The organism is Dysosmobacter acutus (assembly GCF_018919205.1).
Lineage (GTDB): Bacteria > Bacillota > Clostridia > Oscillospirales > Oscillospiraceae > Oscillibacter > Oscillibacter acutus.
The window spans coordinates 3,085,247-3,108,931 of record NZ_JAHLQN010000001.1 but is presented as its reverse complement, the minus strand read 5'-3'; the positions used below and the strand labels follow the sequence as shown (position 1 = coordinate 3,108,931).

General features: G+C 55.1%; 18 protein-coding genes. 12 read left to right on the top strand and 6 right to left on the bottom strand.

What is annotated here, in order from left to right:
* Nucleotides 1-73: 73 nt before the first annotated feature.
* From KQI82_RS15145 to KQI82_RS15135, 3 genes are all read right to left on the bottom strand, one after another.
* Nucleotides 74-1,696, bottom strand: a complete 1,623-nt coding sequence (locus tag KQI82_RS15145) for a sodium:solute symporter family protein (RefSeq protein ID WP_216633514.1) — start codon at nucleotides 1,694-1,696, stop codon at nucleotides 74-76.
* A 219-nt stretch (nucleotides 1,697-1,915) separates the two neighbouring features.
* Entirely contained in the window at nucleotides 1,916-3,355 is a 1,440-nt protein-coding gene (locus tag KQI82_RS15140) for an aldehyde dehydrogenase family protein (protein WP_216633513.1), read from the bottom strand.
* Between the two features lie 453 nt (nucleotides 3,356-3,808).
* Nucleotides 3,809-4,219 carry a hypothetical protein gene (locus KQI82_RS15135; protein ID WP_216633512.1) on the bottom strand — a complete coding sequence of 137 codons (411 nt, stop codon included), beginning with the start codon at nucleotides 4,217-4,219 and terminating at the stop codon, nucleotides 3,809-3,811.
* 161 nt (nucleotides 4,220-4,380) lie between these two features.
* On the opposite strand from KQI82_RS15135, the gene htpG reads away from it, so the two are divergent.
* The 12 genes from htpG (at nucleotide 4,381) to KQI82_RS15075 (ending at nucleotide 19,130) form a co-directional block, all read left to right on the top strand.
* On the top strand, nucleotides 4,381-6,264 hold the full coding sequence (htpG, locus tag KQI82_RS15130; protein ID WP_216633511.1) for a molecular chaperone HtpG: 1,884 nt from the start codon (nucleotides 4,381-4,383) through the stop codon (nucleotides 6,262-6,264).
* A 193-nt stretch (nucleotides 6,265-6,457) separates the two neighbouring features.
* The gene (locus KQI82_RS15125) at nucleotides 6,458-6,640 is read left to right on the top strand and encodes a hypothetical protein (RefSeq protein ID WP_216633510.1); all 183 of its coding nucleotides are present in this window, start codon (nucleotides 6,458-6,460) and stop codon (nucleotides 6,638-6,640) included.
* A 106-nt stretch (nucleotides 6,641-6,746) separates the two neighbouring features.
* Nucleotides 6,747-7,745 (top strand): aminopeptidase, encoded by a 999-nt coding sequence (locus tag KQI82_RS15120; protein WP_216633509.1) that lies wholly within the window; start codon nucleotides 6,747-6,749, stop codon nucleotides 7,743-7,745.
* An 89-nt stretch (nucleotides 7,746-7,834) separates the two neighbouring features.
* Nucleotides 7,835-8,242, top strand: a complete 408-nt coding sequence (locus KQI82_RS15115) for a hypothetical protein (protein ID WP_216633508.1) — start codon at nucleotides 7,835-7,837, stop codon at nucleotides 8,240-8,242.
* A 76-nt stretch (nucleotides 8,243-8,318) separates the two neighbouring features.
* Nucleotides 8,319-9,707 carry an aminomethyl-transferring glycine dehydrogenase subunit GcvPA gene (gene gcvPA / locus KQI82_RS15110; protein ID WP_216633507.1) on the top strand — a complete coding sequence of 463 codons (1,389 nt, stop codon included), beginning with the start codon at nucleotides 8,319-8,321 and terminating at the stop codon, nucleotides 9,705-9,707.
* Nucleotide 9,708: 1 nt separating this feature from the next.
* Nucleotides 9,709-11,271 carry an aminomethyl-transferring glycine dehydrogenase subunit GcvPB gene (gene gcvPB, locus KQI82_RS15105; protein ID WP_241426733.1) on the top strand — a complete coding sequence of 521 codons (1,563 nt, stop codon included), beginning with the start codon at nucleotides 9,709-9,711 and terminating at the stop codon, nucleotides 11,269-11,271.
* Nucleotides 11,272-11,274: 3 nt separating this feature from the next.
* Nucleotides 11,275-12,399 (top strand): ATP-NAD kinase family protein, encoded by a 1,125-nt coding sequence (locus tag KQI82_RS15100; RefSeq protein ID WP_216633506.1) that lies wholly within the window; start codon nucleotides 11,275-11,277, stop codon nucleotides 12,397-12,399.
* Between the two features lie 46 nt (nucleotides 12,400-12,445).
* Complete coding sequence (gene nhaC, locus KQI82_RS15095) at nucleotides 12,446-13,942, top strand: Na+/H+ antiporter NhaC (RefSeq protein ID WP_216633505.1); 1,497 nt, start codon at nucleotides 12,446-12,448, stop codon at nucleotides 13,940-13,942.
* 140 nt (nucleotides 13,943-14,082) lie between these two features.
* Nucleotides 14,083-15,186 carry a glycerol dehydrogenase gene (locus tag KQI82_RS15090; protein ID WP_216633504.1) on the top strand — a complete coding sequence of 368 codons (1,104 nt, stop codon included), beginning with the start codon at nucleotides 14,083-14,085 and terminating at the stop codon, nucleotides 15,184-15,186.
* 134 nt (nucleotides 15,187-15,320) lie between these two features.
* A complete protein-coding gene (locus KQI82_RS15085; protein WP_216633503.1) occupies nucleotides 15,321-16,067 on the top strand; it encodes an SDR family NAD(P)-dependent oxidoreductase in 747 nt (248 codons plus the stop codon).
* A 261-nt stretch (nucleotides 16,068-16,328) separates the two neighbouring features.
* Nucleotides 16,329-17,774 carry a Na+/H+ antiporter NhaC gene (nhaC, locus tag KQI82_RS15080; protein ID WP_216633502.1) on the top strand — a complete coding sequence of 482 codons (1,446 nt, stop codon included), beginning with the start codon at nucleotides 16,329-16,331 and terminating at the stop codon, nucleotides 17,772-17,774.
* 153 nt (nucleotides 17,775-17,927) lie between these two features.
* Nucleotides 17,928-19,130: a M20 family metallopeptidase gene (locus KQI82_RS15075; protein WP_216633501.1), complete on the top strand. Its 1,203-nt coding sequence runs from the start codon at nucleotides 17,928-17,930 to the stop codon at nucleotides 19,128-19,130.
* Nucleotides 19,131-19,309: 179 nt separating this feature from the next.
* On the opposite strand, the gene KQI82_RS15070 is transcribed toward KQI82_RS15075, so the two are convergent.
* The 3 genes from KQI82_RS15070 to KQI82_RS15060 all read right to left on the bottom strand — a co-directional run bounded on the left by KQI82_RS15070 (nucleotide 19,310) and on the right by KQI82_RS15060 (nucleotide 23,647).
* Entirely contained in the window at nucleotides 19,310-20,194 is an 885-nt protein-coding gene (locus KQI82_RS15070) for a MurR/RpiR family transcriptional regulator (RefSeq protein WP_216633500.1), read from the bottom strand.
* 457 nt (nucleotides 20,195-20,651) lie between these two features.
* A complete protein-coding gene (locus KQI82_RS15065; RefSeq protein ID WP_216633499.1) occupies nucleotides 20,652-21,554 on the bottom strand; it encodes a hypothetical protein in 903 nt (300 codons plus the stop codon).
* The gene (locus tag KQI82_RS15060) at nucleotides 21,551-23,647 is read right to left on the bottom strand and encodes an ATP-binding protein (protein ID WP_216633498.1); all 2,097 of its coding nucleotides are present in this window, start codon (nucleotides 23,645-23,647) and stop codon (nucleotides 21,551-21,553) included. Before KQI82_RS15060 ends, KQI82_RS15065 begins: the two co-directional genes overlap by 4 nt.
* Nucleotides 23,648-23,685: the final 38 nt, after the last annotated feature.

The following is a 23,685-nucleotide window of genomic DNA, read 5'->3' as shown; positions in this document are numbered from 1 at the left end:
CCTCCGTTGTCCGTTATGATTTGAGATTCGGGATGCTGCCGGCCGGCTGAAAGAACCGGCCGGCAGCTTGCTGTCAGGTGCTGCTTTGGGCGGGAGACTGGGCGGATTCCTTGGGAACGCCGGTGGAGATCATTTTGACGCCTGCAAACAGCACGATAAGGCCGATGACGATGCAGGCCCAGTTGACCCACATGCCGATGCCCACGGAGAGGATCAGGGCGCCGGCGCAGCCCACGATGCCGCCCAGCATGATCCAGGTGTCCTGCTTCAGGCCGCGGACAACCTTCACGTCCTTGCCGTCAAAGCCGGGCAGCAGGTCGCTGGTCTTGTTGCGGATGAGGGAGATGCCTGCGACCAGGATGAGGGAGAGGCCCACGCCCCAGAGGATGGGGAGGGTGAGGCCCATGACCTGAGCCACCACAAAGCCCAGGGCTCCGCCGACCTGACCGACGATCACGGCGTATTCGTCGGACTTTTTCCAGAAGAGGGTGGCCAGCACCGGCGCGCACTCCGCGGCGGCATAGATGCTCAGGCCCAGATTCAAAATGGCCACAATGCCCTGGGAGGTCAGCACCCAGATGACGCAGAACACGGCCAGCAGCAGGGTCATCAGACGGGAGAATTTGATGCTGCCGCCCAAATCCTTCTTTTTGAACAGGGCGGACATGTCGGTGGTGATGGCCACCACGCCCACGTGCAGGTAGGAGTCAAAGGTGGAGATGGTGGTGGCCAGCAGTGCGGCGGCAAAGAGGCCCATCAGGCCGGAGGGCAGAATCGTGTTCAAAAGGGTGTACATGACCTGATCGGTGCTGCTCACCATATCCGGGGTGACGATGATGGCCGCGGCAATGCCGAAGAAGACCACCAGGCCCGCCCAGATGGTGGTGTACAAAAACCCATAGGTGGAGCCGGTGACTGCGGTCCGCTCGTCCTTGGAGGTGATGAAGCGGGTCAGGTAGGTGATATCCACCGTGCAGGAGAGCACACCGGAGATCAGATACCCCAGCCAGGAGATGTCGGGGCGCAGGTCAAAAAACTGGGCTGTATCCAGCGTGGACCGAATGTTCTCCGGGGATGCGCCGTTGAGGACACAGAAGATGGGAATGATGATGAACACCATCGGAGTCATGACGAACCACTGGAAGGTATCCGTCCACACAACCGAGGTCAGGCCGCCGGCGATGGTGCAAAGGAGCACGGCAACGGTGCCGATCACGGCGCCCTGGCCGTAGGTGAGGCCGTATTTGCCGAATGCCATCTGCAGCAGCAGGGCGATGGCGGCGCACTGGCTGGCCATCAATGACAGCGCCAGCCACACGCTGGCAAGGCAGGTGAAGGGCCTGTTCTTCTGTGAATGATAGCGGTGATAGTAGATGTCGCCCAAGCTGGTGATGTGGATGGAGTCGGCGGCTTTTCTCAGCTTTCTGGCAAGACCCAGCAAAATGGCGACCCAGCCGCCGATGTTATAGCACTGGCTGGAAAAGAGCACGCCCACGCCGCTGGTCCAGGCACCGCCCATATAGCCGATCAGCGAGCCGGAGCCTTTCATGGAAGCGCCTTGGGTGGCCATAATGGCCAAGGTGCCGAACTTGTTGTGGCCCAGGTTGAAGTCCTCCGCGCTTTTCGCGCCCCGGGAGCTCAGATAGATGATGCCTGCAAGAATGAAAAAGTAAATACCAAGAACAACGATATCCAATGTAGTGAAATTCAGTGACATATTGCATCCTCACTTTCTGTATAACCACGATAGGAATGTGGATGAACATCGCAAAGATGGAAGCAGATGCAACGGCTATTTTCACTTTTTACGGCAATATGCCCGACAGGAGAAAAATAGAGGGATCATCTCACTTTCCTTTGCAATGTAAATGGGCCGGGTGCGATGGGGATGGAGCTGCCACGCTTGGATCGGATATTACTGATAGAGGTTTTTAAAGACAAGGGTCTTCACCTGAGAGCACTCCTCCAGGGTGATCTTGGCGCCCTCGCGGCCGATGCCCGTCATCTTGTAGCCGCCGAACTGCTGGTCAAAGGTGCGCATGTCGCTGTTGCCGTTGACGATGCACGCGCCGGCCTGAAGCCGTTTGGCCACGTAGAGCATCTCCTGAGGATTGCTGCCGATGACCCCGGAGCTGAGGCCGTAGCAGGTCTGATTGGCAATTTCCAGCGCCTCGTCCAGGGTATCGTAGCCGATGACCGTGTACACCGGGGCGAACAGCTCCAGGTCCTTTGCGGTGTCCGCCGTCTTGGGGACGTCCATGACGGTGACGTCCACGAACGCGCCGTTGCGCCCTCCGCCCAAGAGTAGCTTACCGCCCTGCTCCACAGTGTGCTGGATATGCCGGACCGCCTCTTCCGCCTTTGCCACGGAGATGACGGGGCCGACCTCTGTCTCCTCGCTGGCGGGGTCGCCCACCTTTTTGTCCCTGACCGCCGCAATCAGTTTGCGGAGGTACTCCTCCTTAAGCGTGTTGGGGACCACAAAGCGCTTGGTGGAGCAGCAGGCCTGGCCCGCGTTGATGAGGCTGCGGCCGGTGACGCTCTCCTCCACGGCATAGTCCAAATCGCACTCGGGCAGGATGACCAGAGGATCGTTGCCGCCCAACTCCAGCTGCACATGGGCCAGGTGTTTGGCCGCCTCCTTGGCAATCTCGATGCCCACCTCCGTGCTGCCGGTGAGGCTGACCATGGCCACCCGCGGATCGCCGGAGAGCCAGGGGCCGATCTTGGAACCGCTGCCGGTGACGATCTGGATGGCGTTGGCCGGCACGCCGGCCTCAAGGAACAGCTCCACCATGCGGATCTGGGCCAGAGGCGTCTCCGAGGAGGGCTTCAGGATGACGGAGTTGCCCATCAGCAGGGGGGCCATGGCCTTGTGGGGCACCTGGCTGGCAGGATAGTTGAAGGGTAAGAAGCCCACAAACACGCCAAGAGGCTCCCGAACGGTGGCGATCAGGTGGTTTTCCGTGTTGACCCGGTTGGCCACGGGAACGGTTTCGCCGCCTACAAAGCGGGCGGCCTCGATGTACTCCTCGAAGAACTGCTTGGTGTAGAATTCGATCTCCCGCTTGGAGGCCTTGTAGGGCTTGCCGCACTCGCGGATCAGGTAATCTGTCAGTTCATCCGCGTTTTCCACCCACAGATCCACGAACCTGCGGGCGATTTCGATCCGGCGCCACAGGGGAACCGCCGACCATTCGTGGAAGCCCCGCACGGCGTTGTCTATCGCGCGGTCCACGTCCTCCCGCGTGGCCATGGGAACCGTGTCAATCACCTCCTGCGTGGCGGGATTGATCACGTTCATAGTTTTGCCGTCAGAAGAATCCACCTTCTGGCCCCCGATGATCATTTTCATATGTTCTTCCTCCTTTTCGCTTGTCAGGGCTTGCAAGGCCCTTGCTAAACAGCTGTTTAAACAAATGGTTAATTCAAAATATGCAACTTTTAAAAATAAAATTATCTGGAAAATTAACTTTCCTATAGGATAGTGCAACTTTTTTTGCGTGTCCAATACTTGTTAGGAAGATGGTTCATACCTTTTCCGTATAAGAGGGGGCCGGACATCAAAAAACGCGCGGACCTGACTGAAATCAGGTCCGCGCGTTTTTTGATCGGTATGCCGCCGGCTTGTGACCAGGGGATCACACTGCGGCGCAAATGCTGAACAAGGTGAGTGGCCCAGCCGATTGGGAGCAACCCTGCCCGGCGGCCATGCGAAGTCCGGCCGCGCGGGAGGAAGGTCCCCCAAAACAGTGTATGCGGCGGCTGCAAAAAAAGCGCCTGCCAATTTCGGCGGGCGCTTTTACTGTTACGATTTTCCGTGGATTTTGGCGCCGCACTTGGGGCAGGTGATCTCAATTTTCCCTTTCCCCCTGGGGACACGGCAGATGGTTTTGCAGTTTTTGCAGACAAAATACTTGTGATCCTTGTCCTGGCGGCGCTCTTTTGCGCCACGGAGCGAGGACTTCATACCGAACCAGAAAGAGCACCATTTGCTGTTTTCCTCCTGCCGCTTGTAGACGTTTTTGGAAAACATACGAAAAATGGCAATGCACCAGAGCGCCATGCTGAAATAGTAGAGGATGCCGATGCGCAGCAAACTGGAGAGCAGGCTGGCAATCAGACACATCCACACCAGGGCCAGGTTCAAGTGATCCATGCCGTTGCGGCCATACATGAAGCGGGCGAAGCCGGCGCCGATTTTTTGCAGGAATTTCATGTAAAAAGACCCCTTTTCTCAATTACACCTATTCTACTTGAAAAAAGTTTTACAGTAAACAGCTTTCAGGGTAAATTTACAAATTGGACATTTATTTCGTTCCCCGGGGGTGCTATAATCCTCATTGAACAAAATAAAAGAGAAAAAAGGAGTGTCAATTCATGGCAAAAAGGCAGTTCAAGGCAGAGTCCAGGCGGCTGTTGGATCTGATGATCAACTCAATTTACACCCACAAGGAGATTTTCCTCCGGGAGATCATCTCCAACGCCAGCGACGCCTGTGACAAGCTGTGCTATCGCGGTCTGACCGACGATCAGGTGGGGATGAGCCGGGAGGATTTTCGAATTGAGCTGAGTGTGGACCCGGAGGCGCGCACCATCACCGTGTCGGATAACGGCATCGGCATGAACAAGGAGGACCTGGAGAACAATTTGGGCGTCATCGCCTCCTCCGGCTCCTTCCAGTTTAAGCAGGAGCTTGGAGAGGGCGCGGCGGATACCGATGTGATCGGCCAGTTCGGCGTGGGCTTCTACTCCGCCTTTATGGTAGCGGACCGTATCACAGTGGTCACCAGGAAGTTTGGCGAGGACACGGCTTACCGCTGGCAGTCCTCCGGCGCCGACGGCTATACGATCACCGAATGTGAAAAAGAGGGCCATGGCACCGACATCATTATGCACATCAAGCCCGACGCGGAGGAGGAGCGGTACAGCGAATTTTTGGACAGCTACCGACTCCAGGGCCTGGTGAAAAAGTATTCCGACTACATCCGCTTCCCCATCCGCATGGAAGTGTCCAAGAGTCGCCGCAAGGAGGGCTCCCCGGACGACAAGCCGGAGTATGAGACCTACCGGGAGGTGGAGACCCTCAACTCCATGGTGCCCCTGTGGCAGCGCGGCCGCTCCGAGGTGAGCGAGGAGGAGTACGCAAAGTTCTATCGGGACAAGTTTATGGACTACGCGCCGCCGCTGAAGGTCATCACCGCGGACCTGGAGGGCTCCGTGACCTATAAGGCGCTGCTGTTCATCCCCTCCGCCGCCCCCTACGACTTCTATTCCAAAGAGTTTGAAAAGGGACTGCAGCTCTATTCCAACGGCGTGCTGATTATGGACAAGTGCGCCGACCTGCTGCCGGAGCATTTCCGCTTTGTCCGGGGCGTGGTGGACTCCCCGGACCTGTCGCTGAACATCTCCCGGGAGCTTCTCCAGCATGACCGGCAGCTGAAGATCATTGCCCGGTCCCTGGAGAAGAAGATCCGTTCCGAGCTGGAGAAAATGCTGAAAAACGACCGGGAGGAGTATGAGAAGTTCTTCTCCGTCTTTGGCCGCCAGCTGAAATACGGCGTGGTGGCGGACTACGGCGCCAACAAGGAGAGCCTTCAGGACCTGCTGCTGTTCCACTCCTCCACCCGGGAAAAGCCAATCACTCTGGCTGAATATGTGGAGCGGATGGGAGAGGATCAGAAGCTGATCTACTATGCCGCCGGCGAAACGCTGTCCGCCGTGGACAAGCTGCCCCAGACGGAGCTTCTGAAGGAAAAGAGCTATGAGATGCTCTATTTTGTGGATGAGGTGGACGAGTTTGCCATTCAGATGATCGGCAAGTATCAGGACAAGGAGTTCCGCTCCGTGGTGGATGGTGATCTGGAGCTGGAAGGAGAGGACAAGGAGCCGGAGGATGACTCCGCCCACCGGGAGACCCTTGACTTTGTAAAAGAGGCCCTGGGTGACCGGGTGAAAGAGGTCAAGCTCTCCAAAAAGCTCAAGTCCCATCCTGTGTGTCTCACTGCCGGCCCGGGGCTGAGCTTTGAGATGGAGAAGTATTTTGCCGCCGTGCAGCCGGACCGGCCGCTGAAGGCCGACCGCATACTGGAGCTCAACGCCGCCCATCCCGCATTTGACGCTCTGGAGCAGGCGGTGTCCTCAGACCCGGAAAAAGGGAAAAAGTATGCAAGGCTCCTCTTTGACCAGGCACTGCTCATTGCGGGGCTTCCCCTGGAGGATGCCTCCGCCTATACGGACCTGGTCTGCGAATTGATGAAGTAATTCCTCCCATTTTGACTGCGCCTTCCTGCCGGAAGGCGCAGTTTTTTTCTCATCTCCCAAAATACGGCAGAGAAATAAGGGCTGTGCGGGTACGATAGCAGTATCCCCACAGCTCTTATTTGACGGAAAAAGCCGAATTTCCTGCGTAAATAATCGCTTTGCATCAAAAAATATCTGAAGATTCGCCTGATTTTTGAATGCGAAGAAAGAAAAAATGCAGCAGACAAACGGAATCCTGCATTTGGAGTATTTACTCCAGAATGATGGTCAAATTGCACAAGAAAATGCCGGATTAAACTGGTACATCTTTACAGAGAAGACGGTTTTACATGTCAAATTATACGGCTATGTAGAAAAAGATGGGTTTACTCCGTAAAATGCAAATATTCGGTTGAAAATCTCCAAAACGGCAGTATACTGAAGTTACAGTCGGCTGGAACAACCGACCAAGAAGAAGCAAAGGATGCAAGGAGGAGATACCGATGGAAGATAACAGAATCATTGAATGCGTGGAGCGCGCGGATTACCTGCTCTCAAATTTGATGGCGGTCAAACCCGGCGAGGAGGTTCTCATTGCCATTGATCCCGAAACCGACATGCGCATGGCCAACGCCATGGCGGCGGCCGCGCTGAAATGCGGGGCGGAGTACAACATCAGCATGATGCCCATCCGCGGGAAGGACAAGGCCACCATTTTCCCGAAGACGCTGGAAAAGGCCATGGAGGCCTGTGACGTATTCGTGGGCATGACCACGGCGTCCGGCGCCGCCATTTACAACAACCGCCTGAAGGAACTCATCAACGAAAAGAAACTGCGCGAGGTTTCCATCTGCCTGCGCAGCATCGATAACTTCACCCGAGGCGGCGCCCTGGCGGACTATGAGAAGGTATACGCCGACGGCCAGCGGCTCCAGGCCATCTGGCGTGGACATAAGAAGGCGCACATCACCACCCCGGCCGGCACGGATCTATACATGGAGATGAACGACATGGATCCCATCATCGAGTGCGGCATTGCCCGCAATCCCGGCGACGCCATGGCCTGGTCCGACGGCGAGGTCTCCTTAGGACCCGTGATCGGCACCACCCACGGCAAGCTGGTGATCGACGGCCCCATCTGCTACTACGGATGCCCCATCACGCCGGTGGAGCTGAAGGTTGAGAACGGCCGCATTGTGGAAGTGGTCGGCGGCGACGCCAAGATCTGCCGTGAAATCCGCCGCCAGATCAGCGAGGTCAAGGACTCCGACAACATCGCAGAGATCGGTATTGGCCTGAACCCGGCGTGTTTGTTCAACGGGGACTTTGAAGAGGAGAAAAAGGCCCGTGGCACCTGCCACATCGCAATGGGCAACGGGTTTTATTACGGACAGCCCGCCCGCTCCACGGTGCACATCGACATGGTGCAGTACAATCCCACCATTACCTTTGACGATGAGCTGATCGTGAAGGACGGCCGGATGGTCTGCCTGGGCGAGTAAGAAGCTCAGCGGATCACGCGGACCCTTCCTTGGGAAGGGGATCAGGACAAAGAGCAGTCCGGATTCCGGAACTGCGGGAGGGGGAGGCCATGCTGGCGGAAAAAATACCGATTTCACTGTGGATGCTGGGGTTCGCCCTGATCGGAAGCGGAATCGACTACATCCGGATCAAAAAGATTGACAGACTGGTCCTTTGCTTTTTTGCCCTTGCCGGCCTTGTGACCGGGGCGGTGTTTCATTACGCCGGCATGCGGTGGGGCGATCCGGCGGGAATCGCCGGGGCCCTGGCCGCCGTGGCGCTGATCGGACTGGGGTCCAAACGATTCATTGTGGAACACGTCATCAATCTCGATCGGAAGTCGATTTCCGATGAGGATAAAAAGTGGTATGAAGACTTTCAAAGGGAGGTCGAGGAAGAGAAGTCGACCATGGGAACCACGGAACCGCGCCGTCCGGGCGCGGGACTGAGCAGAAAACGGCGGAAAAAGCGGCCATGAATTAAGGATGCTTTGCAGCCCGCGGACCAAGGTATCTGAATATCAGTGGAGGTAATGTTCAAAGGAGGGAGTACCGATGAAAAATAAGCCCTTTGTCCACCCCTACATCCCAAACTCAGTGGAGGATGTCAGGGAGAGTATGCTGGACACCATTGGAATCAAAAACATTGAAGAGCTCTATGAGGATATTCCGGAGGAGGTCAAGTTCAAAAAGGAGCTGGACCTGCCCGAGCCCTTCCTCTCCGAGTGTGAGCTCAAGCAGCATGTGGAGAAAATCCTGGCAAAAAACAAGACCTGCGGAGAGAACCTAAACTTTTTGGGCGCAGGGTGCTATCAGCACCACGTGCCCGCGGTGTGCAACGAGATTGCCGGACGCGGCGAATTCGTCACCGCCTATGACGCCGGCTACTACGCCGACCAGGGCAAGTATCAGGCCATGTTCGAGTACATGAGCATGATGGCGGAGCTGCTGGACACGGATGTGGTCAGCATCACCTATGATGGCCTGGCTGCGGCAAGCAGCTCTTTGCTGATGGCATCCCGCATCACAGGGCGCAAAGAGGCTCTGATCGCCCGCAGCATCAGCGCTGACAAGCGCTCCCACATGCACAACTTCTGCCGTCCGGCCATGGACCTGAAGGATCTGGCCTATGATCGGGAGAGCGGGCTTCTGGACTTGGAGGACCTGAAATCCAAGCTCACCGGCGATACCGCCTGCGTGTACTTTGAGTGCCCGTCCTATTTCGGCGTCATCGAGACCCAGGGCGCGGAGATTGCCCGCCTGGCCCATGAGAAGGGCGCTCTTGTGGTGGTGGGCGTGAATCCCATCTCCTTGGGCGTGCTTGCAAGCCCCAAATCCTATCAGGCGGATATCATCTGCGGCGACGTGCAGCCGTTGGGCCTTCACATGAACTATGGCGGCGGCCTGTGCGGCTTTATCTCCACCAGCGACGACGAGTGCTTCCTGATTCAGCATCCCTCTCCTCCGCTGAGCGTGTTCCCGGAGGAGAACGGGGACCTCTATTTCGGAAAGCCCACCAAGCAGTTCAGCTCTTACATCAAGCGTGAGACCTCTCCGGACTTCACCGGTAGTCTCCAGACCCTCTCCAGCATCACCGCCGGTGTGTACCTGGCAACCATGGGCCCCCAGGGCATGTACGAGATCGGCAAGACCATGATGGAGCGTGCCCGCTACGGCAAGAAGCTGATCGGAGAGCTTCCCGGCGTGAAGGCAGACGTCTTCTCCGGCCCCATGTTCCACGAATTTGTCGTGGATTTCAACGCCACGGGGAAGAGCGTAAAGGAAATCAACCAGATCCTGTTGGAGCAGGGCGTATTCGGCGGCAAGGACCTGTCCGGCGACTTCCCCGAGTTGGGGCAGTCGGCGCTCTACTGCATCACTGAAGTTCACCGCGCAGCCGACCTGGAACAGCTGGCGGCCGCACTGAAGGAGGCTGTGAAATAAAATGATGTACAATACCAGAATCAATCGGGAGTTTCACGCCGCTTCCTGGCATGAGCCTGTGATCTTCGACCTGTCCTCCCCCGGCGAGCGGGGCATCCTGATCCCCCGGACGGAGGAGAAGGTGGCCCAGGCGGTGGGCGATGTGCTGGCGTCTTTGCCGGAGAACGTGGTGCGCAAGGAAGCGCCCCGCCTGCCGGAGATGTCCCAGCCCCAGGTGATCCGTCACTATATGCGCCTTTCCCAGATGTGCCTGGGCAACGACCTGAACATCGACCTGGGGCAGGGCACCTGCACCATGAAGTACAACCCCAAGATCGACGAGGAGCTGGCGAAGTCTCCCAAGGTCACGGAACTCCATCCCGCCCAGGATGAGTCCACGGTCCAGGGCATGCTGGAGATCGTCCACCGCTCCGAGGAGCTGTTCCACGCCATCTCCGGCATGGATGCCTTCTCCTTCCATCCCAGCGGCGGCACGGCTGGCATTTTCACAAACGCCTGCATCATCCGGGCCTACCATGAGTCAAGGGGCGAGGGCGAGCAGCGCGATGAGATCATCACCACCATCTTCTCCCACCCGGCCGACGCCGCCACGCCAAACGTGGCCGGCTTCAAGGTGATCACCCTGTACCCCGATGAAAACGGCTATCCCAGTGTGGAGGCCCTCAAGGCCGTGCTCTCCGAGCGCACCGCGGGTCTGATGATGACCAACCCGGAGGATACGGGCATTTATAACCCCCATATGAAGGAGTTCACGGACCTGGTCCACTCGGTGGGCGGCCTGTGCGCCTACGATCAGGCCAATACCAACGGCATTCTGGGCATTGCCCGGGCCAGAGAGGCGGGCTTTGATCTGTGTCACTTCAACCTGCACAAGACCTTCGCCGCCCCCCACGGCGGCTCCGGCCCCGCCTGCGGCGTCGTCGGCGTGAAAAAGGAGCTGGAGAAGTTCCTGCCCGCCCCCGTGGTCACCTTTGACGGAGAAAAGTACGGCCTGGACTACGACCGTCCCGACAGCATCGGCAAGATCAAGGGCTTTATGGGCAACGTCAACATCGTCCTCAAGTCCTATGCCTGGATTATGAACCTGGGCGCCGAGGGGATCAAGAAGGTGGGCGAGACCGCCACGCTGAACAACAACTACCTGATGACGCTGATCAGCAAAATCGACGGAGTCACCATTCCCTACTCCGAAGGCCACCACCGGGTGGAGCAGGTCCGCTACAGCATGCAGAAGCTGTTTGAGGAGACGGGTATCACCAGCGACGATCTTTCCCGGCGGATCGTGGACTACGGCGTCACCGATTTCTATACCAGCCACCATCCCTGGCTGGTGCCCCAGCCCTTTACGCTGGAGCCCTCGGAGACCTATTCCAAGCACGATCTGGATGAGTATGCCACCATCTTTGAGACACTCTTCCACGAAGCCCGCACCAATCCGGACATCATCCGCACCGCACCCCACAACAGCACCATCGCCCAGGGAGACGACAGCGGCATGAAGGACGAGAGCAAGTGGGCGTTCACCTGGAAAATGTATCAGAAGAAGGTTGCCAAGACCAGATAAGCAATGGACGAACAGGAGAAGAAAATCGGCGTTATTGTCAATCCCCTTGCCGGCATTGGGGGAAGGGTTGGACTCAAGGGCAGCGACGGCCCTGAAATCCAGCGCTTGGCCTGGGAGCGGGGCGCGAAGCAGGAGTCTCCGCGGCGGGCGCTGACGGCGCTTGAGGCGCTGGCGGCCGGAGCGCGGAAGGCACGGGTGATCACCTGTCCCGGACAGATGGGGCAGAGCGAGTGCCTGAGCGCGGGGCTGAGTCCGGAAGTGCTTCCCCTTTCGGTAAGCGAGCCCACCACGCCCCAGGATACGGAGGCGGCGGCCCGGGCAATGGTGGAGCAGGGCGTGGATTTGCTGCTGTTTGCCGGCGGAGACGGCACGGCCCGCAACATCTACCAGGCCACCGGCGGGAAGATTCCGGCCATCGGGATCCCCGCCGGGGTCAAGATTCACTCCGCCGTGTTTGCCAAAAACCCCCAGAGCGCCGGCCGCCTGGCCGCGCAGTTCATAGAGGGGCGCATCACCGCCCTCCGGGAGCTGGAGGTGATGGACATCGACGAGGAGGCCTACCGCAGCGGACATGTCAGCGCAAAGCTCTATGGATACCTCCCGGTGCCCTTTGCCGAGGAGATGGTGCAAAAGCTCAAGGCCGGCAGCTCCAACGAGCGCTCCGCCCTCAACGCCATCGCCACGGAGATCGTGGAGCACATGGAACCGGACTGCCTGTATATCCTGGGCGCCGGCACCACCACCCGGTGCGTCACCGACTATTTGGGTCTGGAGAAGACGCTTTTGGGCGTGGACGTGATCCAAAACCGAAAAATTGTGGCCCGGGATGTGGGCGAGGAGGAGCTGCTGCGCCTGATAGAGGGCAAGCGCTCTGAGCTGATCATCACTCCCATCGGCGGCCAGGGGTGCCTCTTTGGGCGGGGCAACCAGCAGCTGAGCAGCCGCGTCATTCAGATGGTGGGCCCTGAGCATATCACCGTCATCGCAACTTTGCAGAAAATAGTAGATTTAAACGGTTCGCCCTTTTTTGTCGACCTGGACGATGGGGCGACCAGCCAAAGACTTTCCGGCCATATCCGTGTCATCACGGGATACCGCCAGCAGCTGGTCTATCCCGTTAAGGCATAAGCAGATCCAATCAGATAAAGTGTGCTTTTAGAGGAGGAAAAGAACAATGGCGAAAGAAAAAAAGCAGCGAGTCCGAAGAGACCCAACCCTGCTGGAATCCACGATCGCAATGCTTGCAATGATGGTGATGGTCTCCTATGTCATCATGGCAGGCAAGGGAGACGCCCAGATGCCCTTCATCGCGGCCACGGCCATTGCGGCGATCATCGCCCTGAGAACCGGAATGACCTGGGCTGAGCTGGAGGCCGGCATTGTCAACACCATCTCCGCGGCACTTCAGTCCCTCATTGTCATCATGGTCATCGGCATGGTCATCGGCTCCTGGATTCAGGGCGGCGTTGTGCCCGCCATGATCTACTACGGGCTGAAGATCATCAATCCCAAGTTCTTCCTGCTGACCATCAACATCATCTGCATGATCACCGGCCTTTCCACCGGCAGCACCTACACCACCGCCGGAACCATGGGCATCGCGGCCATGGGCATGGGCTCCGTTTTGGGCATTCCTCCGGGAATGACAGCCGGCGCGGTTATCTGCGGCGCCTACTTCGGCGATAAGATGAGCCCTCTGTCCGACACCACCTGCCTGGCCTCCGGCGTCAACAAGGTCAATATCTTTGTCCATATCCGCCACATGGTCTGGACCGTCACTCCGGCCGTGGTGTTCACTTGGGTGATGTTCACTGTCCTTGGCCTCAGATACGCTCCCACCAGCGCGCTGGAGATGGGTGCCATCGACGCCATGCTGGACGGCATTGCGGGCAGCTTCCAGCTGTCCCCCTGGCTGCTTCTGCCCATGGCGCTGGTGATCCTGATGATCATCTTCCAGGTCCCCGCACTGCCCGGCATCCTGGGCGTCTCCATCCTGGGCGCCATCTGCTCCATCATTCAGGGCCATGGCCTGGCGGATATCATCGACGCGCTCCACTACGGCTATGTCAGCGAGACCGGCATTGAAGCCGTGGATCAGCTGCTGACCCGTGGCGGCATGGATTCCATGATGTGGACCGTGTCCTTCATCATCTGCGTGCTGGCCTTTGGCGGCGTTATGGATGTGTCCGGCATGCTGCGCACCATCATCAACGCGATTTTGAAGCGTGTGCGGCGCGACGGCACTGTGTACCTGTGCGCGGTCCTGACCTGCCTGCTGCTGAACATCGTGGCGGCCGACAACTATGTGGCCATCGTGATGACTGCCAGAATGTACCGCAGACCCTTTGCCGAGCGGGGCATGATGATGCAGAACCTCTCCCGGATCTGCGAGGATGTGGGTTCCATCACATCGCCGCTGGTGCCGTGGAATACCTGCGCCATCATCATGACCGGCTTCCTTGGCGTGGGACCGCTGGTCTACGGTCCATATTGCTTCCTCAACTGGTCCTGCGGAATCTTCTCAATCATCTACGGCTATACGGGCTTTACCATTGCCCGCAAGAATCCTGAGGAGCTGATGAAGGAGATCGACGACCCCGACTTTGTGGAGCCCAGGGAAATTCATAAGCCCTGGATCAGCAAGCCCATCCAGAGTCTGGAGAAGGTATAACAGGTTTCTTACCGGAATAAAAACTGCCCTCACTGGCGATACGGCCGTATCGCCAGTGAGGACTATCAGGGCAGTGCGGCGGCGCTCGAATCAGCCGGACTGGCCGCAAGTCATTGAATCGGGTATAGGAGGAATCGTTTATGTTTCAGGCAATCGTATTTCCCCCCAAGTATATCCAGGGCCAGGGCGCTCTGAAGGAAATTGGCCACTATGTGGAACAGATCGGCAAGCGGGCCCTGCTGGTGGGAGATGAGATTTCCTTCTCCCTGGGTGCCGATACCATCTGCCAGAGCCTGAGCGATCACGGAGTGGACTGCGTCAAAATGATGTTTGGCGGAGAGTGCACCCATCAAGAGATTGCCCGGATTGCCGAACAGGCCAAGGAGGAAAACCGGGACACCATCATCGGCCTGGGCGCCGGCAAAGTGGTGGACGCATCCCGTGCGGCGTCCTTCCAGTGTGACTGCAAGTTGGTGGTGGTGCCCACCGCGGTCAGTAGCACCGCGCCCATCTCCTCCTCCTCTGTGGTCTATACGGAACAGCATACCTTCGATGTGGAGCTGGAATTCCCCGCCAACCCCCATCTGACGCTGGTGGATACGGACCTGATCGTCACCGCGCCCCCGGCTCATCTGATGGCGGGCATCGGCGATGCGCTGGCGGCCTGGTATGAGGGCGAGGCCTGCGATAAGTCCAGAGCCAAGGTGGTGGACGGCGGCGCCCGTACCCATACCATCTCTGTCCTGACCAAGGCGTGCAAGGAAAACCTCTTTACATACAGCCTGGAGGCCCGCCGCTCCTGCGAGACCAAAGTGGTCACACCTGCCTTTGAGCGGGTGGTGGAGGCCATTTTGCTGATGGCCGGCCTGAGCTTTGAAGGTCCCTCCTGCGCAGCGGCTCATGCCATCGATACCGGCATGCTGAACACCTTTGAGGAGCTCCAGTCCTTCAAGCACGGCGAGATCGTGGCCTTTACCACCCTTGGAGAGATCGTTCTGGGTCAGTATCCGGCGGATGAGGTCAAGAACTATGTGGCGCTGACCAACGCGCTGGGCCTGCCTGTCTGCCTGAAGGACTTTGGCATCGACGCCAAGGCGGACCGCGACAGATTGATGCTGGCCGCCGAGCGTGCCTGCGGCCGCAAAATCATGTCCAACGAGCCTTTCAAGGCCACACCGGAACTGATCTATAACGCGATTCTGGCGGCGGATACCTTAGGCAGCTATTACGGCGGAAGAGACTGAGCCAAATAAACAAATCACCCCCTGCAAACAGCATTCAGATAGGCAGCAAAAGCCGGATTCTGCCAGAAACTGATTTTTCCTGTTAACACGATAGACAAAATAGGTATTTGGTGAAAAGAATAGGAGGATTATAAATGGTTAAGAAATACGAGGAATTAAAAGGGAAGAGAGTGGTTGTCACTGGCGGTGCCAGCGGCATCGGCAAGGCAACCGTACAACGCTTTGTGGATGAGGGGGCTAAAGTAGTTGCCTTTGATATCAATGCCAAGGCTCTGGAGACTCTCAAAACAGAAATTTCGGGTTTGGCTGGTACTGCTACTGTAGATGTCAGCAGTGAAGAAAGTGTTGTCAGAGGGTTTGAAACAGTGGATGCGCTGATCGGGGGCATTGATGTTCTGGTCTCCAATGCGGGAATCAGCATCCGCAAGGACTTTATGGAGACTGATTTTGCCCAGTGGCGCAAGGTCATGGGCATCAATTTGGATGGCATGTTCTTATGCTCGATGGAAGCCGCTAAGCGCATGCTGCCTCAGAAGTCCGGCGTTATCCTGATGACTGCCTCCACCAATGGCATGGAAGCCCATCGCTACTATGCAGATTATAACGCATCGAAAGCTGGAGTAATCTTATTCAGCCGTACTTTGGCGCTGGAATTTGCCCCTTACATCCGGGTCAACTCCGTTTGCCCCGGCTATGTGCTGACTCCTATGCAGCGTGCTGAGTACACTGAGGAAATGATGGCTGCGGTCAACGAGGCGATTCCCATGAAACGGCACGCTGCACCCGAGGAGGTGGCCGCGCTGTATGCTTTCCTGGCCTCTGACGAGGCAAAGTATATCACCGGACAGCACATTCCCATCGATGGTGGAGAAACCGCCTGATTGCCGGAATACTGATCTATTTGGGGAGCAATCACAACTGGTGATCTTCAAATTGCAGCAGTGAAAGGTTTTACACGATTTACCAAATACCTATTTCGATATGGCAAGCACTGATCTGAAATATAAAGCTGATACGTAACCCTCAGCAGGAATTGACTGGTTTGGCGTACTCTTGGCGTACACCTATAGATAAACCGTATATCTCTTGAAATCATTTACCAGAAATCACTGATTGAAGATAATGAGAAAAGGAGCGTTATTATGGAAGAAACTAAAACCTCGAATTCCGAGATGGTTAAAAGGCCACCGTTTTGGGTTAGCTTGGCAATTGTTATATTTCTTTCCGTTATTCTTGTGGCGCAGCTGATCGTATATGGATCCCCCGACGTTCATATGACGATGATTTTTGCCATAGTGTTTACTGCGGTAATCCTTATGGCAACAGGCACTAAGTGGGAGACGATTGAAGAGGGTATTGTCCATGGCTCTTCCATCGCGATCATACCGATGCTGATCTTGATGTTTATTGGCATGTTGATCTCAACCCTTATTGCCTGCGGTACAATTCCGACATTGATTTATTATGGTCTGAAAATTATTAATCCCAAATTTTTTCTGGTTACTGCCGCATTGGTTTGCTCTGTATGCTCAATTGTAACCGGATCCAGCTGGACAACAGGCGGTACATTTGGCGTAGCCTTTATGGCGATTGGAGAAGGACTGGGCATTCCGGCTCCTATTACGGCTGGTGCCGTGATTTCCGGTGCAGTAATTGGCGATAAAATGTCGCCCTGCTCTGATTCCACCAATCTTGCGCCGGCGGTTGCCGAATGCAATATTTTTGACCATATTAAGGCAATGATGGTCACAACGTTCCCGGCTTATATTGTGTGCATCATCATTTATTTCTTGATCGGAATGCGCTATTCAGCAGATTCTATCAATGAGGAGGCTTTTGACGCAATCCTGAAAGGCGTTTCTGCAAATTGGAGCGTTTCTGCTGGACATGTGCTTCTTTCATTGATTCCCCTTGCCGTCGTCCTGTTCTTGGCAATCAAAAAGAAAAGTGCCCTTGCGACTATGGTAATCGCGTCTATCGTTGCAATGATCATTGCCATGATTGTCAAGGGATACAGCTTTGGTGAAATGATGAGCACAATGAACTATGGATTCAGCATTGATACGGGAAATGAATTTTTGAATAGGCTGTTGAATCGCGGCGGTATTCAGAACATGCTGTGGACCTGCTCACTGGGGTACATTGCATTGCCCTTTGGCGGAATTCTTGAGAAAACAGGAGTTATGGAGTCTCTGCTTGAAAAACTCAAAAAATTTACGACCACGGCAAAAGGAGTCATTATTTCCCACAATATTTTTGGGATTATTGTGAACTTCCTCTCTGGATCCCAGATGGTTGCAATTCTTCTGCCTGGACGGCTGATGCTTCCTGCTTATAAAAAGCTTCATATCAAAAATCAAATCTGTTCTCGTGTATGTGAAGATGGCGCAACTTGTACAAGCCCGTTAGTGCCTTGGGGACTCTGTGGTGTAACATTTGCATCATGCCTTGGGGTTGCGACAGTTGAGTATATGCCATATGCATTTCTTTGCTATTTGGTTCCAGTTGTCTCTTGCCTCTGGGGATGCTTTGGAATTGGAACACAATATGAGGATGGCTATGGTCCTGTGAAAGGGCAAAAAAAGTAACGTCAATCCGGAATTAAATTCAAAGACACGGTTCAGCTTAATCGGCCCGTCAACAACAAACTGTCGGGCCGATTAAGCAGCAATTGAAAAGGCTGGGTTAGCCATTGTTTCAAATAACGGATAGACAGGGAAAAGGGGGTAAACTGCTAACAGATGGAGACAAAGGTTTTTGAGAGAAGCGCGGTAATAGAATTACTGTCTGACCTGGTAAAGATTCAAAGTCCATATTTTCAAGAGCACGAAGTGATGGAGTACACAAATAAGTGGTTTCAGCGCAATGGTATACCTTCGTCTATCCACAGCTATATAGAGGATAAAGTTACGCATTTTCGTGGTGAAAATGTGGTGACGCAAATACAAGGCAAACGCTTGGGCCCAAAGATTTGTTTTAATGGGCATTTAGATACTGTGGAACTTTGCAATGGGTGGACAAAAAATCCCTGGGGCGAATTAGATGGGGATAGATTTTATGGTGTGGGCTCCGTGGATATGACGGGTGGAGTAGTAGCCCAGATGCTGGCGATAAAAGCCTTTTACGAAAAACATAAAAACGATTTTTGCGGAGAGATTATTGGGACGTTTGTTTCCGACGAGGAAGGCCCATATGGATTGGGAACGGATGCTGTGCTCAACAGCGGCATACTTGACGGGACGGATGCTGTCATAATCTGTGAACCCAATGCCGCTTTTTGTGACGTGGATTTCCCCTCTGTCAGTTTGGGCTGTCACGGTATCTTTTCGCTCAATATTGAATTGCATGGAATGCCCGCACATGCATCGAAGCCCAATGAGGGAGTAAATGCAATAACTGATGCTGCTAAAGTAATTATAGAAATTGAAAAAATAAAGTATCGTATAGACCCACAAATGGGGAAAAGTGTGAGCTGCGTCTTGGGGATAGAAAATAATGGGGAGCCATGCAGCGTACCAGAATACGCAAAAATAAATATCATTCGGCACACAGTTCCGGGTGATACAAAAGAGACGGTTGAAAAAGAAATTGTGGATGCAATCAAATACGCCGATATCAAATGCAAATGGAAGATAAATTTCCGTGAAGCGCCAAGTAAAGATACAGACGGCTTTTTAGCTTACACAGTAGCTGAAGATAATGCTTACACAAAACAGCTGTTGACTTGCGTAAAAGATGGCTGTGGTATGGCTCCAAGCGTCACGTATTTTACAGGTTGCTGTGATGGGTGCTATCTAAGCGACCGTTTAAATGGAGTACCGGTATATCTGTTTGGCCCAACAGGAGAAAAATATCATGGAAGCGATGAATATGTCACCATTTCATCGATAATAGCGACGGCAAAAACCTTGTATGGTTTTTTGGAAAGAACTCTTTTGGCATAAGATAGTGAAGACTACGGCGGAAGAGGTTGAGCCAAATAAACAAATCACCCCCTGCAAACAGCATTCAGATAGGCAGCAAAAGCCGGATCCCGTTTTTGCGGGGTCCGGTTTTTGCTGCCTGCTTCCCAAAGGAAAACCGGCGCGTCCTCTCACAGGACGCGCCGGACGGAGCCACAGGCTCAGATATACATATCAAAGGACTTCCAGAGCTGCTCGTTGCGGGCCAGCATTTCATTGCTGGTGGGCTGGGTGGCCGCGCCGATGGCGTTGAGCAGGGCGGTGATGGTGCTGGCAATGGGGACAATGTTGTCCGAATAGGAGTAAATCTCACTGTTGGCCAGCAGGGAAACCTTGGCGTAGGGGATCAGAGGTGAGGTCTTGGTGTCGGTGATGACAATGGTGGGAATCTCCCGCTCCCATACGAACTGAACAACCTTGGTGGTGGCCTTCAGGTACCGGGGCAGGCTGATGGCCAGGAAAACGTCGTTTTTCGCAATGGTGGACAGGGCGTCCAACTCCTGGGCATGGCCGTTGATGATCACCACGTTGTCCCGGATCCAGCGCAGTTCCAGGCCAAGGAAGTAGACCAGGGCGTAAGAGCTGCGCTGGCCGTACAGAAAGACCCGGTCGGCATGGGCAAGGAGCTCCACCGCGGACTGAAAACTGCTCTCATCCAGGCTCATCATGGTCTCCCGGATGCTGCTGATGTTTTGCAGCATCACATTGTGCATGATGCTGTTGCTGTCGCTGTTGGTCTCCGTGGTCAGCTCCAGCCGCTGGCTCAGAGAGAGACGGCGCTTGAGGATCTCCTGCAGCTCACGCTGCATCTCCGAATAGCCGGAATACCCCAGGGCGGCGGAAAAGCGGATGACGCTGGATTCGCTGACGCCGCACTGCTGGCTCATTTTTGCGGAGGTCAGGAAGGTGGCTTTTTCGTAGTTCTCCAGGATAAAGCGTCCGATTTTTTTGTGGGTCTTACTCAATTGAGGGGTGTAAAAGCGGATGCGATCCAAAGGATTTAAGGAGGCCTCATATTCCGGGGGATAGGTGGGATTGTGATTCATGAACTCCTCCCCACAATGGTTCGACAACACATTGTGATTTTCTATATTTTTATCTCTATAGTAACATAATTTGACAGTTTTGCAAGCAAATTTCACTGCAAGCAGACCAGTTGGAAGCGGCTTTTTCTGCAATGCGGGTGGAATGATCCGGATGTATAACACATTGGGACACAGCGTGGCATTTTGGCCGGAAAACCGCTTTTATGATATGATGATATGAAGTACATGACATGCAAAAATAAGCAGGGATCTGCTTCATTGAAGCAGATCCCTGCTTTATCCAACGTATGAAAGGCTCGGGCTTTGATCCTTGAAATGCCCGTCCGGCCCCATTACAAAATAAGCTGGGACCGCCCGCACAGAATCGCTGTTGACTGCTCCGGTGAACTGGTGCGGGCTGAGCGATGCCGAATGCCTGAGGTCATGGAACCTGATGCGGGGCGGGCGCCCATAAAGTCTATTTTGCCTTCGCAGCCGCTGGGCAGGCAGACCTGCGCAGCAATATAAAGGCGGCAATGCACAAAATGATGCCAACCGCGGAAACCGCGATTGCGGGGATCAACTGACCGACCACGTCTGCGTATGACGCGGTTGAGAGGACCACCCATCCGCTTTCCAGGCCCACCGTTTCGAACGCATAGCAGGTCGGTATAAGCCCGTCAAGAAACCATATGGTTCCGCTGGTCTCGCTTTTAACCCGAAGCAAAGCGGACTCCAGACTTTCGCCTATGATCTTTTTGCCCTCCAGTCTGGACTCCAGGGTGGCGCCCAGGGAGTCTTCATCGTTGCCTGACATGCACTGCTGGCTTTTCCCCAGCAAAATCGTGTGCATCGGTTGGGATGCCAAAATGGCACGCATCTTGCTGTCGTAAATCGCGGCGAATACCGCGCCGTTGTTCTTCGCATCGCCATCAACCGCGACCGCAACCGTATAGTTGAGCGTGGTGCCGTCCGCGCCGGCCAGGAAAACATCTGTAATCTGCGGCTCATTGGTGACCCACAGGGCCTGAATGTATTCCCGGCTGTTCAGATTGGATACCGCCTCTTCGTGGTCGGCGCGGTAGACCCCGCCGCTCGTATCCACTGCCCGGATCATCTGATAGCCCCAGATCTCATTATAATGGTCCAGGTGTTCGGCCTTTTGCTGGTATGGGATGTCTCCTGGCAGCATCCACGGCTCCCCGGATATCACCTTGAGCAGATTCAGGGTGGATTCAAGGTTGTTTTGAATTTGCCCCTGCGCACTGATACAGCTGGACCTGGCCGCCATACTGCAATACCGGGCAAAGCCCGTGCAGGGGCCCAGGAATAAGCAGACCGCCGCACCAAGGCAAAGTATCCGGCTTACTTCCCTTTTCATCTTTCATTCCCCTTTGCATAGGTTTGAATGGTTTCATACAGCAGCTGAACGGAAAGAGGCTTGGAGAGCCGCCTGTTCATCCCGGCGTCTAAAATCTCTTTGTTGTCTCTCTCCAGTCCGTTTGCCGTGAGCGCCAGGATCGGGATGCTTTTGGCGCGTGGGTGGCCGGAGGCGCGTATACGGCGTGTCGCTTCCAATCCGTCCATTACCGGCATCCGGATATCCATCAAAATCAAATCAACAGGCTCGGAAGAGGGATCCAGGAAATAGTCCACCGCCAGCTGGCCGTTTTCCACCGTTTTCACGTCCGCGCCAGCCTGTGTCAACAGTTCCTCCGCGATCATCGAGTTGATTTCATTGTCCTCTGCCATAAGAATGTGAATCCCGGCAAGAGAAGCCTGCGGGGGCGCGGGCTTCGCCGTCTGCACGGTCTGATCGGGATCTGGGCGCAGGGGAAGCACTACCGTAAAAGTTGTCCCTTTGTCCGGCTCCGATTGAACTGAAATCGTGCCCTGCAAAAGGCAGACCAGTTGTGAAATAATCGCCATACCCAGCCCGGTTCCGGTCTGGGTCCGGCCATAGGTCGTATCCTCCTGCGTAAAGGGCTGGAACAGGATTTCCTGGAATTCTTTGGTCATGCCGCAGCCGGTGTCGGAGACAAGAATGCGGATTTCGCCGCTGCGGTCCTCTGACAGCGAAAGGGTAACGGAGCCCTGACTGGTAAACTTCACCGCGTTGGAGAGCAGATTGGTCAGAATCTGCTGAATCTTTCTTGCATCTCCCACATAAAAACGGTTCTCCAGCCCGGAGAGGTCCACATGAAGCGAGATCCCTTTCTCCTGAACGGCGGCGTCAAATATGTGTGATGTTTTCTCGCTCAGCTTGCGCAGGTCAAAGCGCTCCGGCCGCACATCCACACTGCCGTTTTCAATTTTCGCCATGTCCAGCACATCATTTACGATTTCCGTAAGCTGCTGCACCGAGTCCTCCATTCGGAGCAGATATTCCCTTTGTTTGGATGGGTCCGCCCCGCCGTTTTTCAGAAGATGGAGGGTTCCGGAGATGCCGTTGAGCGGTGTGCGGATCTCATGGGAGACATTCGAAAGGAACTGACCTTTGAAAATACTTTCCCGCTGCGCAACGGCCAGCGCCAGCTGCATTTTCCGGTTCTTATAAATGAACCACACGGCAGCGACCACAATGGCAAGGATCCCCGCGGTCAAAACAAGGATCATCTTAACCTCATTTTCCGTATTCAGCACAGAAGCGCGGGGGGTAATGGTCAGTAAAGTCCAGTAATTATAGCCCATCGGCTCGTAAAACATCACCCGCTCATCCCCATACGCCGTGTAGGTTACCAGGCCGGAAAGCTGAAGATTCAGCCGCGTGGCGACTTCCTGAGCCGTGGCGCCGCCAGTCAGATCGTAAACCTCCAGGTCCTGAATGACGTTGTGCCCCTCTTTATTCTCAAGCGTGTTGGAGCTGTTCCACAGATGGTTGCCCTCGTGGTCGACAATGGAGACAAAAGCGCCCGCGTTTCCGTATGTCGTATCTTTAAGAAGATCCGAAATCGTGCTCATCGGCAAATAGCCGTAAATGGCGACGGCGGAGGAATCCCCCTGCCGATCCCACAAGATGCGGAACAGCAGTTCATCCTCGCCGTTCACGGCATTTTGAGACAGCGTAACCGTATAGGGATAATTGTGTACGTCCAGAACATCGATGGGGTGGTCAAACACCTCCATTTCACCGGTATAAGAGCGGGCGGTGCCGTCGTCAAGCACGAAGCCGATTCCTTTCAGGGCGGAGTTGTCAATATAGCGCTGAAAAGTGTGATGAATCTCATCCAACTCCGTAACCTGGCGGTCAATGAGCTCGCTTTTCAGCAAAATCATCTGTTCGGTGTATTTGCTCAGGTGGTCGGAGACCCGATATGTGATCTGCTCTGAAAAACGCTCAAAAGCAAGCAGGCCGCGTTCGGTGGAATTGCTCATAAAATAGGAGACAGCATAGAAAATGCTGATTGTGACGGCTGTCACATAAAGCAACAGCAGCAAAATGGTATGCAGCTGCTTTTTGTTGATCGGTTTCAAGCGGTTCGACTCCTTTCCCGGAAGGGCTGTTCCGTTTC

What these genes read in the sequence shown, in the direction of transcription:
- gcvPA (WP_216633507.1), top strand. Translation starts at nt 8,319, where the DNA reads ATGAAAAATAAGCCCTTTGTCCACCCCTACATCCCAAACTCAGTGGAG.
- KQI82_RS15085 (WP_216633503.1), top strand. Translation starts at nt 15,321, where the DNA reads ATGGTTAAGAAATACGAGGAATTAAAAGGGAAGAGAGTGGTTGTCACT.
- KQI82_RS15140 (WP_216633513.1), bottom strand. Translation starts at nt 3,355, where the DNA reads ATGAAAATGATCATCGGGGGCCAGAAGGTGGATTCTTCTGACGGCAAA.
- htpG (WP_216633511.1), top strand. Translation starts at nt 4,381, where the DNA reads ATGGCAAAAAGGCAGTTCAAGGCAGAGTCCAGGCGGCTGTTGGATCTG.
- KQI82_RS15115 (WP_216633508.1), top strand. Translation starts at nt 7,835, where the DNA reads ATGCTGGCGGAAAAAATACCGATTTCACTGTGGATGCTGGGGTTCGCC.
- KQI82_RS15100 (WP_216633506.1), top strand. Translation starts at nt 11,275, where the DNA reads ATGGACGAACAGGAGAAGAAAATCGGCGTTATTGTCAATCCCCTTGCC.
- nhaC (WP_216633502.1), top strand. Translation starts at nt 16,329, where the DNA reads ATGGAAGAAACTAAAACCTCGAATTCCGAGATGGTTAAAAGGCCACCG.
- KQI82_RS15075 (WP_216633501.1), top strand. Translation starts at nt 17,928, where the DNA reads ATGGAGACAAAGGTTTTTGAGAGAAGCGCGGTAATAGAATTACTGTCT.
- KQI82_RS15070 (WP_216633500.1), bottom strand. Translation starts at nt 20,194, where the DNA reads ATGAATCACAATCCCACCTATCCCCCGGAATATGAGGCCTCCTTAAAT.
- nhaC (WP_216633505.1), top strand. Translation starts at nt 12,446, where the DNA reads ATGGCGAAAGAAAAAAAGCAGCGAGTCCGAAGAGACCCAACCCTGCTG.
- KQI82_RS15090 (WP_216633504.1), top strand. Translation starts at nt 14,083, where the DNA reads ATGTTTCAGGCAATCGTATTTCCCCCCAAGTATATCCAGGGCCAGGGC.
- KQI82_RS15135 (WP_216633512.1), bottom strand. Translation starts at nt 4,219, where the DNA reads ATGAAATTCCTGCAAAAAATCGGCGCCGGCTTCGCCCGCTTCATGTAT.
- KQI82_RS15120 (WP_216633509.1), top strand. Translation starts at nt 6,747, where the DNA reads ATGGAAGATAACAGAATCATTGAATGCGTGGAGCGCGCGGATTACCTG.
- KQI82_RS15065 (WP_216633499.1), bottom strand. Translation starts at nt 21,554, where the DNA reads ATGAAAAGGGAAGTAAGCCGGATACTTTGCCTTGGTGCGGCGGTCTGC.
- gcvPB (WP_241426733.1), top strand. Translation starts at nt 9,709, where the DNA reads ATGATGTACAATACCAGAATCAATCGGGAGTTTCACGCCGCTTCCTGG.